Origin of the sequence: Raoultibacter timonensis, assembly GCF_022845715.1 — a bacterium.
GTDB classification, from domain to species: domain Bacteria; phylum Actinomycetota; class Coriobacteriia; order Coriobacteriales; family Eggerthellaceae; genus Raoultibacter; species Raoultibacter timonensis.
Genome location: NZ_AP025564.1, coordinates 1,298,754 through 1,322,196 on the forward strand (window position 1 = coordinate 1,298,754; position 23,443 = coordinate 1,322,196).

A 23,443-nucleotide genomic window follows, 5' to 3' on the forward strand; every position below is an offset into this window, starting at 1 on the left:
GGCCGGCGGCTTCGGTGCCGAGGGGGCGCCGGGCGCTCCGGGGGCTTTGGGTACGCCGGGAGCTTTGGGGGCTCCGGGGGCGCCGGGCATGGGGGGTACGCCGGGGGCCGGGGCGGCTTTCGCGCCGCAGCTCGGGCATTGGTCGAGCGTGGGATCTACCTCCGCGCCGCACTGGGGGCACTTGACGGGACCTGCCTCAACAGTTGGTGGTCTGAAGCACATGATGTCGTCCTTTCTGCGGTTTTACCGCATTGCGTGAAACGTATCTATGCACATCCCGAATCGAGCTCATGCAATATCTGTTTTCGCTGTCGAAAACAGCCTGCGAGACCTCGGCCCGGGTAGGTACCGATTGGAATAAACCATAATTTATCAGGGGAAATAAAGCTAATATGCAAGCGGTGCGTACCCCCGTGTTCGCCGCTTGCTGCGCTATGGATACAGTATTGTCGGTTGACCGAATTAATCTACAACTGCTAATGTTGAAATCGGTTTTTTTGGTAAATCCGTATCATACTGAGATGTTGAGAGGGCCGTTTCATGGGGGAAACAGACGAGTCTGCAGAGCCGAAGCGCACGAGGACGCCGGGCGATCTTCTGAACACGTACATCCTCGCGGGCATCGGCTTCTCCTGTCTTATCGGATGGGAGCTTTCGGCGGTTTTCAGCCCCTCGCTCGTGCTGCTCGACTTCTGCGACATCCATGAGGGCGTGATGCTCCGCATCGTTTCCATCCTCACGCTCGCCGCATCGTTCGCTTTCTTCATCGTCAAGCAGGATTGGATATTCGAGCACCGCAACAAGCTTTTCACGGTAGGGTCGCTGCTCGCGCTCGTGGCCGTGGTCAATACGATGTTCAACGCATCGTTCGAGTGGATGCCCATCTGGGTATCGGCGATCGCGTGGGGCTTGTTCGGCATCGCGCAGGCGGGCAGCATGATGTACTGGTGCATCTTCTTCAGCCTCATACCCACGCGCCGTACGGCGGTGACCATCTGCATCGGGGCATGCGGGGGAACGATGCTGTTCGTGTTCGCGAACGCTACCGGGGCGACGTGGCTCGGGTTGCTGGAGATATCGCTGCTCATCTTGGGTTCGGTGGGCCTTGCGGCGTTTCTCTCGACGCGGATTCCGGGCGAGAGCATCCTTCCCGTCAAGGAATACCGCCGAAGCGCGCTCTTGACCGTGCCGTCGATGCTCTCGGTCGCGTGCCATGGCGCCGTGTACGGTTTCATGTCGATCCTCATGTGCTCGATGGGCCCGGTTGCGGCGTTGGTTTGCGGTGCGAGCGGCCTTATCGGCTCGGCGCTCGCGTTCGTGTGGGGCTATCTCGGCCCGAAGGTCGAAGTCGATACGGGTATAGTCCAGCGCATCTCGCTTCCGATGATCATGATGGGGCTTTTGCTGTTTCCCTTCGCCGACGAGGCGGGAAAGATCGTGTGCGGCTGCTTGGCGAACGTCGCGCTCGCCCATTCTTCGGTGATCGCGTGGTATTCGACGAGCATCGACAACGCCGAATTCCAGTTGCACCCCGTCGACCGGTTCGCGAATCGGCAGGCTCCGAGTTGGGTCGGATTCTTCCTCGGCTCGATCGGAGCGTATCTGATCGTATTCGTCTTCGATCTTTCCGATTGGGCGTTCTGCCTCGTTGTGGTAGTGTTCGCGCTCCTTGTGATCACGGTGTTCTCGATATACGGGGGAGACGAGTCGAAAACGAAGAAGCGCTTGAACGATCTTCTGACCTCCGCTACGGCGGTGGAGGCCGTTGCAGAGGAAGACGCTGCCGATAAGCACGTGAACACGTTCAGGCAGCGCTGCGATCGGGTGATCGACGATTACGAGCTGACGCCGCGCGAGGCCGAGGTGTTCTTCCTGCTGGCCAAAGGGCGCAATGCCGAGTACATCGGCAAGCAGCTCGTGGTAAGCAGCGCGACGGTCAAATCGCACATCTACCATATCTACCGCAAGCTCGGCATCAATTCCCAGCAGCGGCTCATGACGATCGTCGACGACGAGACTAAGTAGCGCGGGACACGGCGCTTCGGATGGCGGCCATGACGGCTTTGATCCCGCTTTGCCGTTCTGCCGAGAACAGATCGGCGAGCCCGGTTTGCTCGAGGAACGTGAAATCGGTGGAAAGGATATCCTCGTCGGAGCGGTTCGAGTAGATCTGCACGATGGCGTTCAGTACGCCGCGCACGATGAGCGTGTCGCTGTCGAGCGCTATGGTCAGACGTCCTGTGTGCCCGCGGATCACCCGCAGCCAAACGCGGGATTGGCAGCCTTCGACAAGCGCTGCCAGCTCTCTTTCCCCGTCGGGCATCACCGGCAGCTCGGCTGAAAAGCCGAGCAGGTATTCATAGAGGGAAAACGGATCGTCGGAGAACTCCGCGAAGTCGGCGACGAGGCGTTGTTGTGTTTCGGCAGCTGTTTCCATGATGCTTCCATTATACCGAGCGGGTCAACCGCTGTACAACGGCGGAGCACTCGCCTTTGTACAGCGGTCGGCGAGCATTTTGCCGCCCATGCCCGGTTTGCGAGGCGGAAACCGGAACCGCGCTGCCGGGACGCCCGGCTGGCCGGTTGCCGTCAGCGGTGCGTTCGGTACGATTCGCCCCATTCGCTGCTGAACGACGCGAACTGCGAAGCCGGCATCGGGCGGGCGAACAAGTAACCCTGTCCGATCGCGCAGCCGAGTTCTTCGAGTGCTTTAGCCTGATCGTCCGTTTCAATACCTTCGCACACCGTGGTGATGCCCAAATCGTTCGAAAGGTCGATGATGCTTTCGAGTATCTTCGTTTCGCGACCCGTTGCATGCTCTTGCGAGATGAAGCGTCGGTCGAGTTTGAGGACGTCGATGGGCAGCTTGCGCAGCAGGCTCAGTGACGAGTATCCCGTTCCGAAGTCGTCCATCGCGATGAGGAAGCCGGCGCTTTGGAGGGCCTCCACGATGCCGATCACGGCGTCTTCGTCCACGGAGAATGCGGTTTCGGTGATCTCTATCTCGAGGGCGCTGCGGGCTATGCCGAACCGTTCAACCGTTGAGGCCAGCGTGTCGGCGAAGTCTTGCTGGATGATGGTGCTGCGCGAGAAGTTGACGGCGAACGTGGGTGGAGCCGCATCGAGCGAGGAGAGCTCAGCATAGGATTCGCAGGCCCGCTCGAGCATAAAGTAGTCGAGTTCGACGATGCGCCCGTTTTTCTCGAAGAGGGGAATGAAGCTGTCGGGTGCGAGGAAGCCGAGCGTTTCCGAATCCCAGCGGCAGAGCGCTTCGGCGCCGACGATCTCGTTTGTCGCGAGATCTATCTGTGGTTGCAGATAGAGCTTGAACTCGCGTTCGCTTATACCGACGGACATGTGCCTGACAATATCGTTCTTGCGTTTGATCAGGTCTTTGAAGGCATCATCGTACCACGCGACCCCATCGACGAGCCCACCTTCCTTAAGGACGGCGGTCGCGTTGCTGATCGCTTCGGTGATGGAGGAGCCTTTGACGACTCTGCATGCGCCGAGACCGTATTTGAGCACACCCGAAAAGAACAGCCCGTCTTGGTCCTTCAGGTGCTTCTGCAGCGCGTCGGCCATGTGCTCGACTCTTCCGGGGCGGTCTTCGAGCAGCAAGACGAAGTGGTCGGCGTTTGTGTGCGCGCAGATCTCGTCCCGTTCGCAACAGCTTTCAAGCAGTTCGCCCGTCGACACGATGATGCGGTCTCCCGCATCGTGGCCGTACGATTCGTTTATGAGCCTGAAATTGTAGATGTTGCTGTAGACAACGAGGTAGGAGCTGGATCTCCCGTTTGATATCAACGCGTCGGCCTCCTCCTCGAACGCGGCGAGATTTCTCCCGTGGGTGAGAAGATCGGTGCGGTAGGCCCGTTTTTCGTGGCGCAGGCTGCTGCGCTCCATGAGCAGCACCAACGAGGTGACGGCGAGGATCAGGACGAGTCCCACGACGAACGAGGTGAGAAAATCCTGTTCGGCGCGCGCCTGTGCGGCAAAGACCATCTCGTCAGCCAGCTCGAAGTGCCGCTCGCTCAGTTCGAGCAGACGTTCGGGCGAACCTTCTCCTGCGTCGAGCGCCGCAATCTCGTCTTTCATGAGACCCCACTGTTCGCGCGTCGCATCGATCTTCTCGATGAAGTTGCGCGTCGCCTGGCTTTTGAGGGGTCGCGATTGCTCGCTGGTCGATATCTCGTCGAGCAGCGCCTCGATGCGCTGCGCGGTTTCGTCGGCGTGTTGGCCGGCCAGCTCCATCTTAGCCACCCGTTGCGTGCCGCCTCGTATGACGCCCGCGTCGTTGATGATGCCGGCGTAGCTCTGCATCTGGAAGAAGAGGAAGAGAAGGAGAATCGCCCCGAAGAACCAGGCGGCTATGACGATGAGGTTTCTCCGTTTCACGGGCGGGATCCTTCGGGTGGCCGAATGCGTACATCGTATCAGTATAGCCTTCCCGCCGTAAAAGATAACAAGATTGATCATTGAAACTTTGCTTTGTCCGTGGTGGTTCGGTTGACATTCGGGTAACGGTGCTTGCGTCAGTCTCTCGTGGTGCTATACTTCCGCTGAAATAAAACTGACTAGTCAGTCAAAAAAGGAGACAGGAATGACAGGGCAACCATACATGGCGGCGCACGGTCTCGAGTTGAAGACGCTTGCGGGCTATGCGTACAAGGGAGTCGACCTCGAGGCTTCGCGCGGCGAGCTTGTGGCGGTGCGCGGACGCAACGGAAGCGGGAAGACGGCGCTGCTCCTCACGTTGGCCGGCCGCATGAAATCGACGGGAGGCACGCTTGCGGTGGGCGGTTTCGAACTTCCCCGGCAGCGCGCCAAGGTGGAGCGCAAGGTGGGGCTCGGCATCTTCGCCGGCCTCAACGAGCTGCAGGAGAGCCTGACGGCGGTGTATGCGGTCGGCGCCGAGTTCGAGCTGTTCGGCCGCAAGCCGAAACGCGAGCAGGTGCTCGCGTACATGCGCGCTTGGGAGATCGACGACATCGCCAACGTGCGCATCAAGGACATCTCGGCCGAAAAGATGGCGCAGCTCGGTATCGCGCTCGCATTCGTGGGCGAACCCGAAGCCGTTGTGATCGACGATATCGAAGATCAGCTTACGATGTCGCAGTCTGAGGGTCTCATGACCATGCTCCACCGGGCTGCGCGCGAGCAAAGCGCCGCCATCGTCGTCGGCGTGGTCGAGCGGGGCCTTGCCGACATGGCCGATGCGAAGGTATTTCTTGCGAAGGAAGGTGAGTAGCATGGCGTTCAAAGGATTGCGATTCGCCGGACTCGAATGGAAGAACATCACGGCATCGAAGGTGATGTGGGTGGTCATCGCCGCTATCGCCATCATGCCGCTGCTGTACGGCGCGCTGTACTTGGCGGCGTTCCAGGACCCCTATGCGCGGCTTAACACGGTGCCCGTTGCCGTGGTGAACGAGGACGCGGGCGCGGTGATCGCGGGGGAGAACCGAACGCTCGGAAACGATGTGGTCGACGAGCTTAAGGGCACCGACGACGGGCTGCAGTGGAACTTCGTGTCGGCTGAAGAGGCGCAGAAGGGCCTCGAGGACGGTACCTACTTCATGGTGTGTACGATTCCCTCCGACTTTTCCGAAAGCGTCGCCTCGGTCGACGGCGATTCGCCGCGCCGTGCGCAGCTCAAGATCGAGTACAACCAGAGCGAGAACATGCTGGCCTCCCAGATCGGCGAGTCGGTTTGGAAGGAGGTTCGCCAGCGCGTGAGCGATACGGTGGCCAACGAATACTGGACGACGGTGCTCGATCGCGTGGCCGATTCGGGCAAGGACATCAAGACCGCCGCCGACGGGGCAGGCGCCCTCAAAGACGGCCTGGTTACGGCGCAGGACGGCAGCTCGACCATCACGACGAACCTCGGTACCCTCAAAGACGGCGCCCTTTCCCTCGATGGCGGGCTTGCCACGCTGGCGAGCGGGGCGGATGCTCTCGAAAGCGGCATCGGCACGCTCCAAGCGGGCGCCGATCAACTCAAATCGGGCACCAGCAAGCTTGAAAGCGGTGCCGGTTCGGTGGTCTCGGGCGCATCGAAATTGAAAAACGAAGGCACGTCGGCCGTTGCCGAGGGGGCGAGCCAGCTGGCGCAGCAGACCGCCGGACTGCCCGGGCAGGCAGCGCAGCTCAACGAGGGAGTACAGCAGATCGTTGCAAGCATGAACGGGCTTTCTACCGCCATCGGCGCCGATGACTCCCAATCGAACCAGGAGCTCATCGGCGGCGTGAACCTCGTTTCCGGCGGTCTGAGCCAGGTGTCTGCGGGCGCATCGAGTTTGGCATCGGGCCTGCAGGACGCATCGGCGGGGGTCGCCCGGATCGGCGGTGGGGTAAACGGATTGAATGCGAAGGCGAACGATGCCCTCTCGGCGATGGCGGGCGCTTCGAGCGATGCCGAAAAGGCTGCGATAGCGGAGCAATACCTGACCGGCATAGCGAATGCTACCGATTCTGCGTCGGATCTCGCCGTCGGGGCGGCTACCTTGCAGCAAAAGCTTACGAGTACCGACCCGAGCAACCCCGGCGCCATCGCCGCCGCGCAGTCCATCGCGTCGCAAACGGGCGACGGATCGGCCTTGCAACAGGGTTTGGCCGGGGTCAAGGGCGGGTTGTCGGCGGCCCGCAGCGGCATCGAGAGCAGCCAACCCCAGCTCGAGAAGCTCTCCGATGGCACTTCGGCGCTCGCAGCCTCCGCTCCCGCGCTGGTGGGCGGCATCAAGAGGCTCGACTCCGGCGCGAGCGAAGTCGATGCCAACATGTCCTCGCTGGTATCGGGTGTGTCGCAGGTCGCTTCGGGAGCCAGCCAAGTCAACGAGGGGGTTTCGTCGGCGGCGTCGGGGGCCGACCAGCTGAGCGGGGGCGCATCGCAGCTTGCTGCGGGGGCGCAGTCGGCCAAGGACGGTTCGTCGCAGATCGCTTCGGGCGCTTCGCAGCTCGAGGGGGGCTCGGCGACGCTGACCGACGGTCTTGCCGACGCCGTTGACGGTTCGGGCGAGCTTTCCGAAAAACTTGCCGAGGGAGCCGAAACGGCGGCCGACCAGACGACGAACATCACGGCCAAAGCCGATGCCATGTCCGACCCCGTCGAGCTTGCAAGCGAGTACTACACGACCGTGAAGAACTACGGTACCGGGTTCGCCCCCTACTTCATGGCGCTCGGCCTGTGGGTCGGCGGCCTCGTTGCGGGCTTCGTGTTCAAGCCGCTCAATCAGCGCCTTATCCTCTCGGGCGGCAATCCCGTCATGGTGGCGTTCGCGAACTTCATGCCGATGGCCGTGTTCGCGATCATCCAGGCGACGCTTTTGATGGTGGTGCTTCAGTTCGGCTTGCAGCTGCAGATCGACAACGTTCCCGCTTTCTACGCCATGGGCTACCTTACGGCGATCGTGTTCGCGGCCATCATGCAGTTCCTCATGGCAACGTTCGGGTTCCCCGGCAAGTTCGTCGCCATCATCCTGCTCATGCTGCAGCTGACGGCGTGCGCCGGCACGTTCCCCATCCAGACGACGCCGCCGTTCTTCCAGGCGATCAATCCGTACATGCCGATGACGTACGTGGTGTCCGGCATGCGGCAGATCATGACCGGACTCGATTACGGCATCGTAGCCTTCGACTGCTTCGTGCTGTTTGCGATCGGTGCGGTGTGCTTCGCCCTGACGAGCGTGGTAGCATATCGGAAACGCACCGTTCGCATGGAGGATCTGCATCCGGTGCTCCAGCTCGGATAGGGCAGTTGTTTCGGGTCGAGATGCGCTCGGATAGGATGGCGAGATGGTTGGGATGATAAAAGCGGCGGTTTCACAGCGGGGGGAGAAGGGCGGCAAGGCGCGGGCGACGCGCGCCTTGCTGCTCGATGCGGCCGTGAAGGTGATCGGGCGCAAGGGCTATACGGGCGCCACCGTCGACGAGATCGTCGAGGAGGCGGGCGTATCGAAGGGTTTGGCGTACTACCATTTCAAGAGCAAGGCCGAGATGGCGTCGAGCATTCTCGACGACGGGATCGGCGAGCTTGCCGACGAGTTCGTCGCGATTGCCGAGGCGGCTGACAGCGGGCCGTCTGCCCTGATCGGCATGATCGAGCGCTTTGCCGTGAAGATATTCGAGAACAAGGAGTTCGGGCGCTTTTTCGTATCCGAGCTATGGCGCGAAGGGCGCGTGTGGTCGGGCTCCATGCGCGAGAACGAGGAGCGCCTGCTCGGCCTCATCAGGGAGCAGTTGCAGCGCGCGAAGGACGGAGGCCTCATCCGTCCCGAGATCGACGTCGATTTCGAAGCGGTCGCCCTCGTGGGCATGGTGCTCACGACGTCGCTCTACTACATCGACGAGAAAACCGATGTCAGCGAACGAGACTTCATCGACAACATCATCGATTTCGTGCGCCATGCAAACGTATGTCCCGAATGAGGGGCACCTCCGATCCGCTGCGTTCGAAACGTCCGGGCAACGTGATTTTGTTGATTGGGCGAGGCTAGAGCGCCTGCGCGCCTCCTGCGCTACAATATTCGGCATCAATGCGGGCCGGTGGCGGCCCTCGGTTCAGGCAGCCGCTCGGCGGCTGCGTTCGACGTAAGGGAGTTTGCGCCTATGTGCGGAATTGTCGGATACACGGGCATCGAGCCCGTCAAGGATATCCTCATCGAAGGCCTGAAGCGCCTCGAGTACCGCGGGTACGATTCGGCGGGCGTCGCCATCGAGAACGACGGCGAGCTCGAAGTCGTGCATTGCGTGGGCAAAGTCGGGGAGCTGGCCGACAAGGTTGCCGACAGGAGCATGCCGGGCACGTGCGGTATCGGGCACACCCGCTGGGCCACCCACGGGCGTCCGAGCGAAAAGAACGCCCATCCCCACACCTCGTGCGACGGTCGCATAGCCGTCGTCCACAACGGCATCATCGAGAACTTCGCCGAGCTGCGCGAATCGCTTATGGCGAAGGGCCACGTGTTCACGAGCGAAACCGATACCGAGGTGCTCGCCCACCTCGTCGAGGACGCCTACGAGGGCGACCTGCTTCATGCCGTTCATGCTGCCACGCAGCGCGTGATCGGCGCTTACGGCCTCGCCGCCGTTGCGGCCGACGAACCTGGCACGATCATCGCCACGCGCAAGGATTCTCCTATCGTCATCGGCAGGGGCGAGCACGGTTCGTACGTCGCCTCCGACATCATCGCGCTCATCGACGCAACGCGCGACGTGGTCATTCTCGGCGACCATCAGTTCGCCAAGCTCACGGCCGACTCGATCGAGTACTTCAAAGAGCCGGGCGAGCGTTTCGAGCCGGAAGTCACCCATATCGATTGGGACGTCGACCTGGCGGAGAAAGGCGGCTATCCCGACTTCATGCTGAAGGAGATACACGAGCAGCCGCGCGTTGTGCGCGATACGCTTGCCGGACGGATGGCGGGCGGTATGCTCACGATCGACGAACTCGATTTGAGCCATGACGAGCTCAACCTGATCGACCGTATCTACGTGATCGCCTGCGGCACGAGCTACCATGCGGGACTCGTGGCCAAGCAGCTCATCGAGGGCTGGGCGCGCATTCCCACCGAAGTCGAGGTGGCAAGCGAGTTTCGCTACCGCAACCCCATCATCACGCCCACGACGCTCGTGGTCGCCGTGTCCCAGTCGGGCGAAACGGCCGATACGCTTGCGGCCATCCGCGATGCGCGCGTGCGGGGCGCCAAAGTGTTCGGCATCACCAACGTGGTCGGCAGCCCCGTCGCCCGTGAAAGCGACGGCGTGATCTACACCAAGGCGAACAAGGAAATCGCCGTCGCGTCCACCAAATCGTTCCTCGGCCAGGTTGTGAGCCTTACGCTTTTGGCCATGCTGCTTGCGCAGAGCAAGGGCAAGCTGACGACGAGCCAGATCAAGCTTTTGTTCAAGGAGCTCGCCGATACCGCCGAACAGATCGAAACGATCCTCTCGGATACGGCCGCCATCGATAAGGCGGCGCTTGCGTGCAAGGACGCCTGCTCGTCGCTGTTCATCGGTCGCGGTCTCGGTGCGGCCATCTGCGCCGAAGGAGCCTTGAAGCTCAAGGAGATCAGCTACCTTCATGCCGAATCCTATCCGGCGGGGGAGATGAAGCACGGTCCGATCGCCCTTATCGACGACGGCTTTCCCGTTGTCGCCGTAGCCACCCAGAGCCCGACCTACGAGAAGACGATCTCGAACCTCCAGGAGAGCCGCGCGCGCGGAGCGCTGATCGTGGCGATCGCGACCGAGGGGGACACCGAGATCGAAAAGCATGCCGATTACGTGATCTACATCCCGAAAGTGCGCGATTGCTTCTCGCCGATTACCGCGAGCGTGCCCTTGCAGCTGTTCGCACGCGCCATCGCGGTTGCCCGCGGGTGCGATGTCGATCAGCCGCGCAATCTCGCAAAGTCGGTAACGGTCGAGTAGGGGTGCGCATGGCGGCAGGAGACGAGACGGTGGGGGCGGCACGCGGCGCTGAAGCTGCGCCGGGGCGAAGGCTGCGGACGCTCGAGGAGGTCGGCCTCGGCGTCGACATCGTCGAGATCGAGCGCATGAAGAAGATACTCGCGCGCACCCCGAGCTTCAGGAAGAAGGTGTTCTCGGAGGAAGAGCAGGCCTATTGCGACGGCAAGGGCGTGCCCGAGATCCACTACGCCATGCGCTTCGCCGCCAAAGAGGCGGTTCTGAAGGCGCTCGGCACCGGCTTTTCCGAAGGCATCGGCGCCCGTGATGTCGAGGTCGTGCGCAACGCGAAGGGAAAGCCCACGGTCGCGCTGCATGGCCGCGCCAAGGAGGTCGCAGCGGATCTGGGCGTCGTGGAGCTGCCGCTTTCGCTTTCGTACACCCATACCGAAGCCGTCGCGTGCGCCATGGCGATAACCGCCGAATCGGTGAAGGCGGCCGAGAAGCGCGTCGATCCGATGGAGGAGCTCGCCAAACAGTTCAAAGAGGCGCGCGCGATGCTCGACGAGATGGATGCGAAGCCCGAACCTGCGGCCGATGGGCTCTCGTCCGGCGGAGCTGCCGCCGAACAGCCGACGCCGGGCGATTCCGCGTCGGGCGACCCTGCATCCGGCGAACCGCCGGCAGACGGTACCGTATCCGATGAATCCGTACGAATCCCATAGGCTGCGCGGGCTGCTCCCGTATCCCGATCGCGAGGCGAACAAGTACTCGCGCGGGCATCTCGTGCTCGTTGCGGGCAGCGCAGCGTATCCCGGGGCGGCGTGCTTGGCTGCGTTAGCGGCGCAGCGCATGGGAGCCGGCTACACCGAGGTGGTAACCGATCCTTCGGCGCTTCCGATCGTGCAGTCGTTTCGCCCCTCGCTCGTGGTGAGAAGCGATGAAACCTGGCTCGACGGCGAACCGCTCACCGCTTCGCCGGCGCGTCCGGGCGCCTGCGCGGTGGGCTCGGGGTTCGATCCTGGCGACGAGCGGTCGAAACGCCTGCTGTTTCGCGCGCTCGATACTGCCGATGCCCCTGTGCTCGTCGATGGGGGAGCGCTCGCGGCCCTTGCGACCGATGAGGGTCGCAAACGATGCAGGGAGCGGTTCGTCTGCGGCTTGCCGACCGTCGCTACGCCCCATGGCGGCGAGGCGGCTCGCTTGGCGAAACTGCTCGGCTTGCCGACCGACGACGCCCGTTCTCTCGCGCGGTCGCTTTCGCTTGCGTACGGTATCGTCGTGGTTCTGAAAGGCCCCGTTACCTGGATCTCGGACGGCGAGGCCGAGGTGTGCATGGACGAGGGCACGCCCGCCCTTGCGAAAGCCGGGACAGGGGATGTGCTTGCGGGGATGATCGGATCGCTTTTGGCCCAGGCGCTTGCTCCCGTCGATGCCTGCGTGCTCGCGGCAACGCTCCATGCGCACGCCGCCCGCTTCGCTTCCGATGATCTGACATCGGTTTCGGTGACGCCGGAGGACGTGCTCGACTACGTGCCGCGCGCAATCGCTGCGATGGGTTTTCGCGATGGCGCTTCCCGCTGACGTGCGGGCATCGGAAGCACCCTCGGCCGCCTTTCGTTCCCTGAGAGCTGCGCGTATGGTTTTCGCTGAGGTGGCGGCCGCGTAACCGCTTCTTCACGAAATGCGGTTCTCGCTTTTTCGGCGGCCCGAAAAAGGCAATACTCTTATCGGTGGCGGCGGTTTGCGGTCGGCCGAGGCAGGCCCTGCTCCGTTGCCGCGCGGACAACGACAAACGAAGGAGCTGCGCTATGGAGACAACGAAAAAACGGGACTGGGGATTGGTCGTTGCGGGCATACTGCTCGTTTTATGCGGAATGTTCTTCGTGTTCGCCCCGGGTTTGACGCTGGTTACGATGACGGTGTTCGCGGGCGCGGCGTTCCTCGTTTCGGGTATTTTCGACATCGTTTCCTACATCCGCTTCAGGAAGGTGGCGAACATGTCGGGCTGGGCGCTCGCCTATGCCATCCTCGACATCGTCGTAGGCTTGATGTTTCTTATCCATCCGCTTGCGCTTGCGGCTGTCATCCCCTGGCTCATCGGGCTGTTCTTCATCATATTCGGCGTGTTCGAGATCGTCGGATCGTTTAAAATCAAGGGCACGGGTTCGAGCCTGTGGGGCTGGATGCTGTTTTCCGGCATCATCGGCGCTCTGTGCGGCGTGCTGTTCTTCGTGTTCCCCGCGAGCTTCGTCATCTACATGGCGGTGTTCGTGATCATGCGCGGCGTGTCTCTCGCGATCTACGGAGCGTCTTCGCGCACGATCGCGTAGCTAGACGTGTTCGGTGCGGGTGTCGACGTGTTTCCGAACGGTGCCCGCATCGCCTTTCTGCGGGCCGTCCTTCCCCTTCCATCGGTATTGTGACTTCTTGTTTTCGGCCGGTGCTTTTTGCTGGCGAACCCGACGCTTTGGCCTACAATAAGTGCCCGAGGCCGTTGCGGCGCGCGTGCATCCATGCGCGTCGCCGACCCGTGTTCCGAAACCGACGAGAGCGAAGGCGAAGGTGCTATGGCAGACCCGAATACCGATAAGCTGTTCGAATCCGACGATCCCGAACAGGCTGCGGCCGATGCGAAGGATCGTATCGATGCGTTGAGGCGCGAGATCGAACATCATACCTATCTGTATTACGCGAAGGATGCCCCTGAGATATCCGATGCCGCCTTCGACTCGCTCATGCGCGAGCTGCGCGAGCTCGAAGCGGCCCATCCCGACTTCATCGACCCCTCGTCGCCAACCCAGCGCGTCGGCGGCTACGTGGGCGAGCAATTCGCTCCCGTTACCCACGAGCGGCGTATGTATTCGCTCGACAATGCAATGGATTTAGACGAGCTCGACGCATGGCTCGAGCGTGTGGTGGAGGCGTTCGGGCGTATGGTGCCGGTGGTGTGCGAGCTCAAGATAGACGGGTCGTCCATCGCGCTCACCTACGACGACGGCGTGCTCGTCCGCGCGGCTACGCGCGGCGACGGCACGACGGGCGAGGATGTGACGGTGAATATGCGCACCGTGCGCGACGTTCCTTTGCGCCTGCGCGAAGCCGCCATGGCCGGCCTCGTCGATGCGGAAGCGGCGATCGAGCTGCGCGGCGAGGTGTACATGCCGAAATCGAGCTTCGATTCCCTCAACGCGGCGGCCGTCGCGAACGGCAAGAGCGCGTTCGCCAACCCGCGCAACGCCGCCGCGGGGAGCCTCCGCCAGAAGGATGCGAAGGTCACGGCCGGACGCGACCTCTCGACGTTCATGTACGCAGTCGCCGACGAGGGCAAGCTTGCCGCAACGGGGCAATGGGAGCTGCTCGCATGGCTGCGCGAAGCGGGCTTCCACGTGAACCCCGATGTCAAGCGCTGCGAGAGCGCCGAGGAGGTCCACGCGTTCTGCGAGACCGCGCTCAAGCGGCGTGAAGAGCTGCCCTACGAGATCGACGGCGTGGTGGTGAAGGTCGATTCGTTCGCCATGCAGGAATCGATGGGCTATACCGCCCGCGCTCCCCGCTGGGCTATCGCCTACAAGTTCCCGCCCGAGGAGAAGACCACGCTTCTGCGCGATATCACCGTGCAGGTTGGTCGCACCGGTGCCTGTACGCCGGTCGCCGAACTCGAGGCCGTAGTGGTCGCCGGCTCCACGGTGGCGCGCGCGACGCTTCACAACATCGACGAGGTGCATCGCAAGGACGTGCGCATCGGCGATACGGTGATCGTGCGGAAGGCGGGCGATGTGATCCCCGAGGTGCTCGGCCCCGTGCTGAGCCTGCGCCCCGAGGGGGCCGAACCCTGGGAGATGCCCACCGTGTGCCCGAGCTGCGGCTCCCCGCTCGTGCGCGAAGAGGGGGAGGCGGCGTACCGCTGCATCTCCATCGACTGTCCCGCGCAATCGCTCGAACGCCTGCGCCATTGGGCGAGCCGCGGGGCCATGGACATCGAGGGCATGGGCGAGGAGATCATCTCGCGGTTGATAGAGAGCGGCCGCATCACCGACGTTGCCGATTACTACAGCCTCGACGAGGTCGAGCTAGCACTCCTCGACATGGGCAGGGTGAACAAGGACGGCGAGCCCATCAGGCTCGGATCGACCGTGGCGGCGAAGCTCGTGGCGGCCATCGAGGCGAGTAAATCACGCAGCTTCGCCCGCGTGCTGTTCGGTCTCGGCATACGCCATGTCGGAAAGACCACAGCCGAGTTCATCGTGGGCGCGTATCCGACGATCGATGCGCTCGAGCAGGCGAACGAGGAGGACCTGGCGGCCATCGACGGAGTCGGCCCCGTCATAGCGAAGAGCATCTGGACGTTTCTGCGCACACCCGACAACCTGGCGGTGATCGAGCGCTTGCGCAAGGCGGGCGTGAACCTCGAGGAGCATGCCGTTGCAGGCGAGGAATTGCCCCAGACGCTCGCCGGCCTCACGTTCGTGCTCACCGGCAGCCTCGTGAAAAGCGGTATGACGCGCGATGAGGCGGGTGCCGCCCTCAAGGCACGCGGGGCGAAGGTGTCGGGCAGCGTGTCGAAGAAGACGAGCTACGTGGTTGCCGGGGAAGCGGCGGGGTCGAAATACGACAAGGCCGTATCGCTCGGGGTGCCCGTACTCACCGAAGACGATCTGCTTGCCGTTATCGAGACGGGCGAGGTTCCCCCATCGGCATAGCGGGCGGGCTTCGAATGCGCCAGAGCGCCTCGAGGTGGCAGAATAACGAAGTTATTCGTCGCTCGAAGGCCTCGCGCAGGCCGCAAGACGCCGCAAGTCGCAGACCCGTTTCTCGGACTTCGCATCGACCCAGTTCAGCGAATCGGCGATAAACGGGCTGCAGAAGACCGTTCTGGGCGATGACGAATAGCTTCGTTATTCTGCCAAAAAAACGGCATAACGCGTGCGCGGCGGTGAGATCGCGGCGGGGAATCGCACTCCCGGCTCTACGCTTCGGGCTGAACGGCTGAACGAGCGGTGGCCTGCGACCGCATCTCGTCAACCAGCGTGCAGTGTCCGGTCGGAACCGCTCCTGTCCGGGCGACGCCGTTCGCCTGAAAAAGTTACGGTTTTAAAATTCGTAACACCAAAGGATCCATTCTCTGGTATTCTGTGTTACGCAACAGTAATTCGTAACACTATGCTGATGAAAGGCGAATCGCGCAGAGGGCGATTGCACTCGTCAGCGTTTGAACGGAGGATGGGATATGGCGGTTTACACGCGTCGCACGTTCGTTAAACTGGCGGGTATCGCAGCGGCGGGCACGGCATTGGGCGGGGTTCTTTCGGCATGCGCATCGAACGACGGCGTGCCGACAGCGGATTCGCAGGGCGGCCAGGCAACCGACGCGGCTGCAGCCGATCAGGTGATCGTGGCGATGAATACCGGCAGCGAGCCTGCGGCGGGCTTCGATCCGTTCGTGTCCTGGGGCTGCGGCGAGCACGTTCACGAACCGCTCATCCAAAGCACGCTCATCACCACGAATACCGAGATGGAGTTCGTGAACGACCTTGCTACGTCCTACGAGATCAGCGACGACGGCCTTACGTGGACGTTCAAGGTTCGCGACGATGTCGAATTCAGCGACGGCGAGCCGCTGACGGCCGAAGACGTCGCTTTCACCATCAACGGCATCCGCACTGCCGATGCAGCCGAGGCGGATCTGAGCATGGTCGACGATGCCGTTGCGCTCGACGACACGACGGTCGAGCTCCACCTCAACAAGCCCTTCAATGCGCTGCTTTATACGCTTGCGGTTGTGGGCATCGTTCCTGCGCATGCGTACGGCGAGGGTTACGGCAGCAATCCGATCGGCAGCGGCCGCTACATGCTCGAGCAGTGGGATAAGGGTCAGCAGGTTATCCTCACGGCGAACCCTGGTTACTACGGCGATGCGCCGAAGATGAAGCGCGTGGTCGTCGTGTTCATGGAGGAGGACGCAGCGCTCGCTGCCGTGAATTCGGGTCAGGTCGACATCGCCTTCACCTCCGCTACGTACAGCGAACAGGCCATTGCCGGCTACGAGCTGCTCGCGTGCAAGACGGTCGACAGCCGCGGCATATCGCTTCCGACGATCGAGCCCGGTGCGACGAAGGAAGACGGCGGCACCGAATACGCTGCGGGCAATGCGGTAACGAGCGATCTGGCCATCAGGCGCGCCATCAACTATGCGGTCGATCGCGATGCGATGATCAAAAACGTGCTCAACGGCTACGGTACGCCCGCATACAGCGTTTCCGACAACATGCCCTGGTCTTCCGATGACATGAAGATCGCTACCGACCGGGAAAAAGCAAAGAGCCTGTTAGCCGATGCGGGGTGGGTTGCCGCTTCGGATGGTATCCTTGAGAAAGACGGTACGAGGGCGGCGTTCGACGTGTGGTATGCTTCGAACGATTCGGTGCGCCAGGCATTGGCGGCGGAATTCGCCAACCAGATGAAGGAGATAGGGATTGAGGTGTCGATCAAAGGAGGCAGTTGGGACGATCTGTATCCCAACCAGTTCTCGAGTCCCATCCTCTGGGGCTGGGGATCGAACTCGCCGACCGAGGTCTACGAGCTCAACTACTCGAGCGGGTGGGGCAATTATGCAAGCTATGAGAGCGAGACGGTCGATGGGTACCTTGACGAGGCGCTCGCCCAACCCGACATTGCGGATTCCTACGAATTCTGGCAGAAGGCCCAGTGGGACGGCAACGAGGGCATAGCTCCGCAGGGTGCGGCCACGTGGGTGTGGCTCGCCGATGTGGATCACCTGTATTTCAAACGCGAAGGCCTGCACGTTGCCGACCAGAAGCCGCATCCGCACGGGCACGGGTGGTCGCTCGTGAACAATATCGACGAATGGAGTTGGGCGTAGTCCTTCCGACCGCCCGATATGCATGATGCCCCGGTTCATCCTTAAGCATATAGCGAAGTTCGTGCTGCTCATCATCGCGGTGAGCATGGTCACGTTCGTTCTCGTGAGCATATCGCCCATCGATCCGGTGCAGGCGAACGTAGGCCAGGCCGCCTACATCAACATGAGCGAGGCGAAGCGCGCCCAGCTCGCGGAGTACTGGGGCGTCAACACGCCCTTGTGGGAGCGCTACGCGAATTGGATCGGAGGTTTTTTCCAGGGGGACATGGGCACCTCGCTTCGCTACAATGCGCCCGTGGCCGATGTGATAGCAACGCGGTTCGTCAATTCAGCGGCTCTCATGGCGGTTGCCTGGGTGGTGTCGGGCGTGCTCGGGTTCGCGCTCGGCGTGGTGGCCGGAGTGTATCGGGGCAGGTTGGTCGACCGGATCGTCAAAGGGTACTGCTTTCTTTTGGCGTCGACGCCGACGTTCTGGCTCGGGCTGGTGTTCCTCATCGTGTTCTCGGTGTGGCTCGGGTGGTTTCCGTTCGGATTCTCGGTGCCCATCGGGGTATCGGCTGCCGATGTGACTCTTGCCGACGCACTGCACCATCTGGTGCTCCCCGCGCTGACGCTCTCGGTGGTCGGCGTTGCCAACATCGCGCTCCATACGCGCGAGAAAACGATCGACGTGATGGGCAGCGAGTACTTCCGCTTCGCCCGCGCTCGCGGCATGGGCACGTGGGCCGCCATGCGTACGCATGGCCTGCGCAATCTCGCGCTGCCGGCGCTGACGTTGCAGTTCGCGGCCATATCCGAAATATTCGGCGGGTCGGTGCTCGTCGAGCAGGTGTTCTCGTATCCCGGCCTCGGTCAGGCGGCGGTGACGGCCGGCCTCGGCGGCGATGTGGCGCTGCTCGCCGGCATTGCGGTCGTATCGGCGGTGTTCGTATTCGGCGGCAATCTGATAGCCAACCTGCTGTACGGCATTGTCGACCCGCGCATCAAGCGGGGTGAGGCGCGTGGCTAGCGGGAAACGGTTCTCGCGTATGCGCGGGTCGGTCCGGGATGCGCGCGCCGCCGAAGGGCCGTCGGAGACGACGGATGCCATGGCGGCGGCTCGGGGGGCGTCCGATGCGGCCGCTTCTGCGGCGGCGGTCGCGGCGTCGGATGCACCCGTCGTCGTCACGACGACGTTGTTCCATGCGCCGCGCGCCAAGGATTCGAGCAATCGCATCCGTACGCTGGCCGTGCTCATCGCCTCGGTTGCGCTGCTTGCGGGCATCGTCGTGGCGGGCGTGCTCGTAACCGATGCGGCCATGCAGACCGATTTTGCCGCGAAGAATCTCAGTCCCAGCTTCGCTCATCTTTTCGGCACCGACTGGATGGGGCGCGATATGTTCCTGCGCACGCTTTCGGGCCTGTCGACGAGCGTGCTCGTCGGGTTGCTTGCCGCCGGGGCTTCGTCGGTTATCGCGCTGGCGCTCGGCGTGGCGGCGGCGCTGGGAGGCAAGAAGGTCGATGCTGCCGTTACCTGGCTCATCGACCTTATGATGGGCGTGCCGCACATCGTGCTGCTCATCCTCATATCGTTTGCGATCGGCAAGGGCTTTTGGGGCGTGACCATCGGCGTCGCGCTCACCCATTGGCCGAGCCTCGCCCGCGTGGTGCGCGCCGAGATCCTCCAATGCAGGGAATCGACGTTCATCGAGGTGGCGCGCAAGCTCGGAAAGAGCCGCACGAGCATCGCCGTGCATCACATGCTTCCCTATGCGCTGCCCCAGTTCATCGTGGGCCTCATCCTTCTGTTTCCCCATGCGATCCTGCACGAGGCCGCCATTACGTTTCTGGGCTTCGGCCTGCCGCCCGAGCAGCCCGCCATCGGTGTGATCCTGAGCGAATCGATGGGCTATCTTTCGGCTGGCATGTGGTGGCTTGCGGTGTTTCCCGGACTCGCCCTCATCGCAACCGTGCTGCTCTTCGATGCGGCGGGTTCGAATCTGCGCAGGCTCATCGATCCGCACAGCTCGCAGGATTGAGGGTTGGCTATGGCTGGCGAGTACGAAGGGAAAACGGTGACGATGGCGGAATCGGACAAGGCGATCGGGCAGGGGACAGCGAGCGTTTCGGCATGCGAGCCGCTCGATGTGGCGGCGCACGAAGCGGCGCGCCATGCGGCGGCCCACGTCCATCATGGCCACTCCCATGCCGCCACCTCGCATCATGCAGACGGGCATCATCTTTTGCAGGTGGAGGATCTTACGGTTTCGTTCTCGATGTACGATCCGGGCGCCCGTTCCTTTTTTGGAGCGGAGAAGGTCGAATCGCACGTGATCGAGCGTTTGAGCATATCGGTTCACGTGGGGGAGATCGTTGCGGTGGTGGGCGCGTCGGGATCGGGTAAGACGCTTCTCGCCGATGCAATCCTCGGCCTGTACGAGCCGAATGCTTCCGTGAGCGGGCGCATCTGGTTCGACGGCGTACTGCAGGATGCCGAATCGCTTGCCGCGCTGCGCGGCAACGGCATCTCGCTTGTTCCCCAAAGCGTCAACCACCTCGATCCGCTCATGAAGGTCGGCCGACAGGTATGCGGGTTCACCGGAGATACCGAGGCACGCGAGGCCGAGCGGAACCGGCTCTTCGCCCGATACGGCCTCGACGACGCCGTTTGCGATCTCTACCCGTTCGAACTTTCGGGCGGTATGGCCCGTCGCGTATTGCTGACGTGCGCGCTCATCGAGAATCCGAAGCTCATCGTTGCCGACGAGCCGACCCCTGGCCTCGATCTTGATCTGGCGGTCGCGGCGCTCGACGACTTCAGGGCTTTCGCCGACCAGGGGGGCGGGGTTCTGCTCATAACGCACGACATCGAGTTGGCGCTCTCCGTCGCCGATCGCGTGGCCGTGTTCAAAGACGGAACGGTGGTCGAGGAGACGGCGGTTGCCAATTTCGCCTCGCCCGACACGCTCGCGCACCCCTTCAGCAGGGCGCTGTGGCACGCGCTTCCCGAGCATGGATTCGAGGTGGTTTCGTGAGCGTGCTCGCAGCCGAGGGCGTTCGCTACTCGTACGGCAAGGGGGCACCGGTCCTCGACGGCGTCTCGCTGCGCGTCGAGAGCGGCCAACGCGTCGCTCTGTCCGCTCCGTCGGGTACCGGAAAGACGACGCTCGCCCGCGTGCTCGCGGGCTATCTCGCCCCCGACGAGGGACGTGTGACCATCGACGGCAGGCCCTTGCCGAGGCGCGGCGTGTGCCCCGTGCAGATGATCTGGCAGCATCCCGAGGCGGCGGTCGATCCGCGCATGCGCCTCGGGCGCACGCTCGCCGAAGCCGGACCGGTCGATCGGGCGCTCGTGGACGGTCTCGGCATCAGGGACGAGTGGATGGACCGCTTTCCCCATGAGCTTTCCGGGGGGGAGCTGCAGCGTTTCTGCATCGCGCGAGCGCTTGCGGCAGAGCCCCGGTTCGTAATCGCCGACGAGATGTCGACGATGCTCGATGCGCTGACGCAGGCGCAGATATGGCGCTTCCTCATGGATGAGGTCGAACGGCGCGAGGTGGGCCTCGTGTTCGTGTCCCACTCCCCGGCGCTCACCGAGCGCATCGCGACGGATATCGTCGAATTGTAGGCGCAAGCGGCTCCGCTATCCGCAGCTCTATCGATGCGGGCGGTGCCTGATGCCGGCAGGCCTTATTGCGCGGTGGTGATCCATCGGGCTTTTCTCGGTGCAACGATGCCGAAGTGCTGTTCGAGCAGCGCATGGAACTCGTCTTCCGAACCGATGATCCGCTGCTCTTTGACGCCTCGCCCCGTTCGCACGAATCGGTCGGCGGTGACAGACACGCTGCCTTCCCCGGTTCTCCGATTGATCATGCGCTGCTGCGTGAAGATGGAGTTGGGGTGCGTCGAGCAGTACAGCGAGAGGGCGACGAAATCCACTTCGTGCTGCACTGCGTCCATGAAGGCGAGCACGGGCTCGCGCTTCGGCTCGGCCGACGAACCGCTTGCGGCCGCCCCATCCGAGGATGCGCGCCCGCAGTAAAGGATGCGCCACCACGGGCTTTCCATGCGCTCGATGCGGAAAGTCTGCCCGCACGACGAGATTTCGGCGCCGTCCTCGAGCGGTAGAGCGCAGGCGGGCATGGGGCCGCCGTATCCGACGTCGCAGAACACCCGCTCTTCCCCGACAGCGACGATGGTGCCGCGGTGGGCGACGGGTTGGATGTATCCCCTGTCCTTGAGGCTGCGGGCAAAACACGGCGCAACGGCGAAGCCCGCATCGGCGAGCAGCGCGGTGAACAGCGCATTGAGTTCGAAGCAGTAGCCGCCTCGTCTGCCGAGGACGATCTTTTCGAACAGGTCGCCGATGCCGAGCGAGATCGGCGTTCGGTAGTCGCACGCATCGAGGTTCTCGAACGGGATGGCGCATTGGTGGGCGTAGACGATGCGATCGAGGCCTTCCCGATCGGGCGAAAGCCCGCAACGATCGATTCCCAGGCGGTTCCAGTAGCGCGCGGGGTCGGGCAGCGGCTCGTAGAGCTCTTCGAACACGGCATCCTCCTTGCTTGCGGCTTTCGTGCCCAGGCTGTTCGAGCACGGCGTTCGCCGTCGGTTTCACTGCACCGATTCTAGGGCGCAGGATCGGCGGCCGCATCGCCCCAGCAGAGCCATTCTGGGCCATCATCAGCGGTGACGGTCGGTTTTCCCGGACAGGCGCGCGCGGAGGTCATACCGGCGTGGCGATAAAAATCGGCTCGGCCTAGTACGCAGGGTTCGAGGCGGGCCCGCGCGTGCTCGTTAGACTTGGTGCATCCGTTGCATATCGAGGACCGTACGGCGTTGCGAGCCGATCGCAGGCTCGTGGATCGGCTGTTCGGCGAGAAGGGGGTTTTCATGCCAGACACGACTACCGAGTACATCAAGAGCAGGCGGCTGCTCTACCTTGCCCTGTCGACCGCCGCGCTTTTGTTTCTCGGGTTGATCTACGCGTTTTCCATGTTCTCAGCGCCCATGAGCGCCGCATTCGGGCTCGACAAGGCCGCCGTGGGCCTCACGTTCAACATCATGATGATTACGTTCTGCTTCGGTGCGATCGCCGGATCGCAAATCGAGAAATCGGTGGGTACGAGGGGCGCCCTGTTCGTATCGGCCCTGCTGTTCCTCTGCGGGTTCGCCGGAACGGGGCTTTTCGGAAACGGAAACATCGCGGTCGTGTACGCATGCTACGGGGTGCTCGGCGGACTCGGCGTGGGCGTGGGGTACAACTGCATCGTTGCAACGACGAACATCTGGTTTCCCGACAAGGTGGGATTCTCATCGGGCGTGCTCATGATGGGGTTCGGCCTGGGTTCTCTTATCCTGGGAACCTTGTCGGTGAACCTCGTTCCGGCATTCGGCCTAAGCAGCGTGTTCGCTGCCATCGGCGTTGTTACGTGCGTCGTGGTAGTCGCGCTCGCGCTGCTGCTTAGGCGCCCGCCCGCCGATATCGTTTCGCGCATGGCCCCCGAAAAGGCCACCGGTACCGGTTTCGATCCGGGCGAGCAGGACGCGGCGCTCAAAACCCCGACGTTCTACGTGTACTGGATCTGGGCCATCATCGTGATCGCCATCGGGCTTGCCACCATCGGCAACTGCGCCTCGGATGCGCAGGCGGTCGGACTCGACGCCGGGTTCGCCACGCTGCTCGTCGGTCTCGTATCGACCTGCAACGGCCTTGCCCGCGTCGTCATCGGGCTCATTTACGATAAAACCAACGTGAAGGTTACCATGCTCGTCGACGGCTTCATCGCCGTTGCGGCTTGTGCGTGCATCATCGGCGCGTTCACGACGGGTGTCGCGGCTCTGTACGTAGTGGGAGCGTTCTGCTGCGGGTTCTGCTACGGCGGTGTGCCTGTGGTCGCTTCGGCGTTCGCCCGCCAGCGTTTCGGGGCGAAGAGCTATCCGCTCAACCTCTCTCTCGCGAACTTCGCCATCATGTTCGGTTCTCTTTTGAACATCGTGATCCAAGCGGCGGTGGGCGGCGCCGATAACCGCCTTGCGGTGTTTGCGGTCATGGGGGCTCTTTCGCTTGTGGCGGCGTTCGACGTGCTGCCGTTCTCGAAGCTCTGGAACAAAGATATGCGCATGCTCGACGAGCGTAGGCGCAGCGTCGAAGCCGACGGTGCTTAAGCC

18 protein-coding genes are annotated in these 23,443 nt (G+C 62.8%); 15 read left to right on the forward strand and 3 right to left on the reverse strand.

Annotated features, from left to right (window positions below; translation table 11 throughout):
- The first annotated feature begins 540 nt into the window (after positions 1 to 540).
- Complete coding sequence (locus tag MWL89_RS05110; RefSeq protein ID WP_244411998.1) at positions 541 to 2,025, forward strand: response regulator transcription factor; 1,485 nt, start codon at positions 541 to 543, stop codon at positions 2,023 to 2,025.
- Here MWL89_RS05110 and MWL89_RS05115 read toward each other — a convergent pair.
- Positions 2,018 to 2,437 (reverse strand): SufE family protein, encoded by a 420-nt coding sequence (locus MWL89_RS05115; protein ID WP_102378703.1) that lies wholly within the window; start codon positions 2,435 to 2,437, stop codon positions 2,018 to 2,020. The two genes, MWL89_RS05110 and MWL89_RS05115, sit on opposite strands and share 8 nt — an antisense overlap.
- 152 nt (positions 2,438 to 2,589) lie before the next feature.
- A complete protein-coding gene (locus MWL89_RS05120; RefSeq protein ID WP_244411999.1) occupies positions 2,590 to 4,398 on the reverse strand; it encodes a putative bifunctional diguanylate cyclase/phosphodiesterase in 1,809 nt (602 codons plus the stop codon).
- A 205-nt stretch (positions 4,399 to 4,603) separates the two neighbouring features.
- Between MWL89_RS05120 and MWL89_RS05125 the strand changes: the two genes are divergently transcribed.
- The 13 genes from MWL89_RS05125 to MWL89_RS05185 all read left to right on the forward strand — a co-directional run bounded on the left by MWL89_RS05125 (position 4,604) and on the right by MWL89_RS05185 (position 20,900).
- Positions 4,604 to 5,251 carry an ATP-binding cassette domain-containing protein gene (locus MWL89_RS05125; RefSeq protein ID WP_244412000.1) on the forward strand — a complete coding sequence of 216 codons (648 nt, stop codon included), beginning with the start codon at positions 4,604 to 4,606 and terminating at the stop codon, positions 5,249 to 5,251.
- Between the two features lies 1 nt (position 5,252).
- Entirely contained in the window at positions 5,253 to 7,754 is a 2,502-nt protein-coding gene (locus MWL89_RS05130; protein WP_244412001.1) for a YhgE/Pip domain-containing protein, read from the forward strand.
- Positions 7,755 to 7,797: 43 nt separating this feature from the next.
- Positions 7,798 to 8,430: a TetR/AcrR family transcriptional regulator gene (locus MWL89_RS05135; protein ID WP_244412002.1), complete on the forward strand. Its 633-nt coding sequence runs from the start codon at positions 7,798 to 7,800 to the stop codon at positions 8,428 to 8,430.
- 180 nt (positions 8,431 to 8,610) lie between these two features.
- Positions 8,611 to 10,434 carry a glutamine--fructose-6-phosphate transaminase (isomerizing) gene (gene glmS, locus MWL89_RS05140; RefSeq protein ID WP_102378699.1) on the forward strand — a complete coding sequence of 608 codons (1,824 nt, stop codon included), beginning with the start codon at positions 8,611 to 8,613 and terminating at the stop codon, positions 10,432 to 10,434.
- Between the two features lie 8 nt (positions 10,435 to 10,442).
- The gene (gene acpS / locus MWL89_RS05145; RefSeq protein ID WP_102378698.1) at positions 10,443 to 11,135 is read left to right on the forward strand and encodes a holo-ACP synthase; all 693 of its coding nucleotides are present in this window, start codon (positions 10,443 to 10,445) and stop codon (positions 11,133 to 11,135) included.
- Positions 11,113 to 11,994 (forward strand): NAD(P)H-hydrate dehydratase, encoded by an 882-nt coding sequence (locus MWL89_RS05150; protein WP_244412003.1) that lies wholly within the window; start codon positions 11,113 to 11,115, stop codon positions 11,992 to 11,994. Before acpS ends, MWL89_RS05150 begins: the two co-directional genes overlap by 23 nt.
- A 227-nt stretch (positions 11,995 to 12,221) precedes the next feature.
- A complete protein-coding gene (locus tag MWL89_RS05155) occupies positions 12,222 to 12,743 on the forward strand; it encodes an HdeD family acid-resistance protein (RefSeq protein ID WP_102378696.1) in 522 nt (173 codons plus the stop codon).
- Positions 12,744 to 12,980: 237 nt separating this feature from the next.
- Entirely contained in the window at positions 12,981 to 15,113 is a 2,133-nt protein-coding gene (gene ligA / locus MWL89_RS05160; RefSeq protein WP_244412004.1) for an NAD-dependent DNA ligase LigA, read from the forward strand.
- A 527-nt stretch (positions 15,114 to 15,640) separates the two neighbouring features.
- Positions 15,641 to 17,293 (forward strand): ABC transporter substrate-binding protein, encoded by a 1,653-nt coding sequence (locus MWL89_RS05165; protein WP_102378695.1) that lies wholly within the window; start codon positions 15,641 to 15,643, stop codon positions 17,291 to 17,293.
- A gap of 25 nt (positions 17,294 to 17,318) precedes the next feature.
- Positions 17,319 to 18,302: an ABC transporter permease gene (locus tag MWL89_RS05170; RefSeq protein ID WP_279611967.1), complete on the forward strand. Its 984-nt coding sequence runs from the start codon at positions 17,319 to 17,321 to the stop codon at positions 18,300 to 18,302.
- Positions 18,295 to 19,311: an ABC transporter permease gene (locus MWL89_RS05175; protein ID WP_244412006.1), complete on the forward strand. Its 1,017-nt coding sequence runs from the start codon at positions 18,295 to 18,297 to the stop codon at positions 19,309 to 19,311. The genes MWL89_RS05170 and MWL89_RS05175 overlap by 8 nt, the downstream gene beginning before the upstream one ends.
- Positions 19,312 to 19,320: 9 nt before the next feature.
- Positions 19,321 to 20,307, forward strand: a complete 987-nt coding sequence (locus MWL89_RS05180; RefSeq protein WP_244412007.1) for an ATP-binding cassette domain-containing protein — start codon at positions 19,321 to 19,323, stop codon at positions 20,305 to 20,307.
- Positions 20,304 to 20,900, forward strand: a complete 597-nt coding sequence (locus tag MWL89_RS05185; protein WP_244412008.1) for an ABC transporter ATP-binding protein — start codon at positions 20,304 to 20,306, stop codon at positions 20,898 to 20,900. Before MWL89_RS05180 ends, MWL89_RS05185 begins: the two co-directional genes overlap by 4 nt.
- A gap of 62 nt (positions 20,901 to 20,962) precedes the next feature.
- Here MWL89_RS05185 and MWL89_RS05190 read toward each other — a convergent pair whose 3' ends face one another.
- Complete coding sequence (locus tag MWL89_RS05190; protein WP_180995081.1) at positions 20,963 to 21,823, reverse strand: arylamine N-acetyltransferase family protein; 861 nt, start codon at positions 21,821 to 21,823, stop codon at positions 20,963 to 20,965.
- 342 nt (positions 21,824 to 22,165) lie between these two features.
- Between MWL89_RS05190 and MWL89_RS05195 the strand changes: the two genes are divergently transcribed.
- On the forward strand, positions 22,166 to 23,440 hold the full coding sequence (locus MWL89_RS05195; protein WP_244412009.1) for an MFS transporter: 1,275 nt from the start codon (positions 22,166 to 22,168) through the stop codon (positions 23,438 to 23,440).
- Positions 23,441 to 23,443 lie beyond the last annotated feature (3 nt).

Coding starts and splice junctions, on each gene's coding strand:
- MWL89_RS05110 (WP_244411998.1), top strand. CDS start 541: ATGGGGGAAACAGACGAGTCTGCAGAGCCGAAGCGCACGAGGACGCCG.
- MWL89_RS05115 (WP_102378703.1), bottom strand. CDS start 2,437: ATGGAAACAGCTGCCGAAACACAACAACGCCTCGTCGCCGACTTCGCG.
- MWL89_RS05125 (WP_244412000.1), top strand. CDS start 4,604: ATGACAGGGCAACCATACATGGCGGCGCACGGTCTCGAGTTGAAGACG.
- MWL89_RS05130 (WP_244412001.1), top strand. CDS start 5,253: ATGGCGTTCAAAGGATTGCGATTCGCCGGACTCGAATGGAAGAACATC.
- MWL89_RS05135 (WP_244412002.1), top strand. CDS start 7,798: ATGGTTGGGATGATAAAAGCGGCGGTTTCACAGCGGGGGGAGAAGGGC.
- glmS (WP_102378699.1), top strand. CDS start 8,611: ATGTGCGGAATTGTCGGATACACGGGCATCGAGCCCGTCAAGGATATC.
- acpS (WP_102378698.1), top strand. CDS start 10,443: ATGGCGGCAGGAGACGAGACGGTGGGGGCGGCACGCGGCGCTGAAGCT.
- MWL89_RS05150 (WP_244412003.1), top strand. CDS start 11,113: ATGAATCCGTACGAATCCCATAGGCTGCGCGGGCTGCTCCCGTATCCC.
- MWL89_RS05155 (WP_102378696.1), top strand. CDS start 12,222: ATGGAGACAACGAAAAAACGGGACTGGGGATTGGTCGTTGCGGGCATA.
- ligA (WP_244412004.1), top strand. CDS start 12,981: ATGGCAGACCCGAATACCGATAAGCTGTTCGAATCCGACGATCCCGAA.
- MWL89_RS05165 (WP_102378695.1), top strand. CDS start 15,641: ATGGCGGTTTACACGCGTCGCACGTTCGTTAAACTGGCGGGTATCGCA.
- MWL89_RS05170 (WP_279611967.1), top strand. CDS start 17,319: ATGCCCCGGTTCATCCTTAAGCATATAGCGAAGTTCGTGCTGCTCATC.
- MWL89_RS05180 (WP_244412007.1), top strand. CDS start 19,321: ATGGCTGGCGAGTACGAAGGGAAAACGGTGACGATGGCGGAATCGGAC.
- MWL89_RS05195 (WP_244412009.1), top strand. CDS start 22,166: ATGCCAGACACGACTACCGAGTACATCAAGAGCAGGCGGCTGCTCTAC.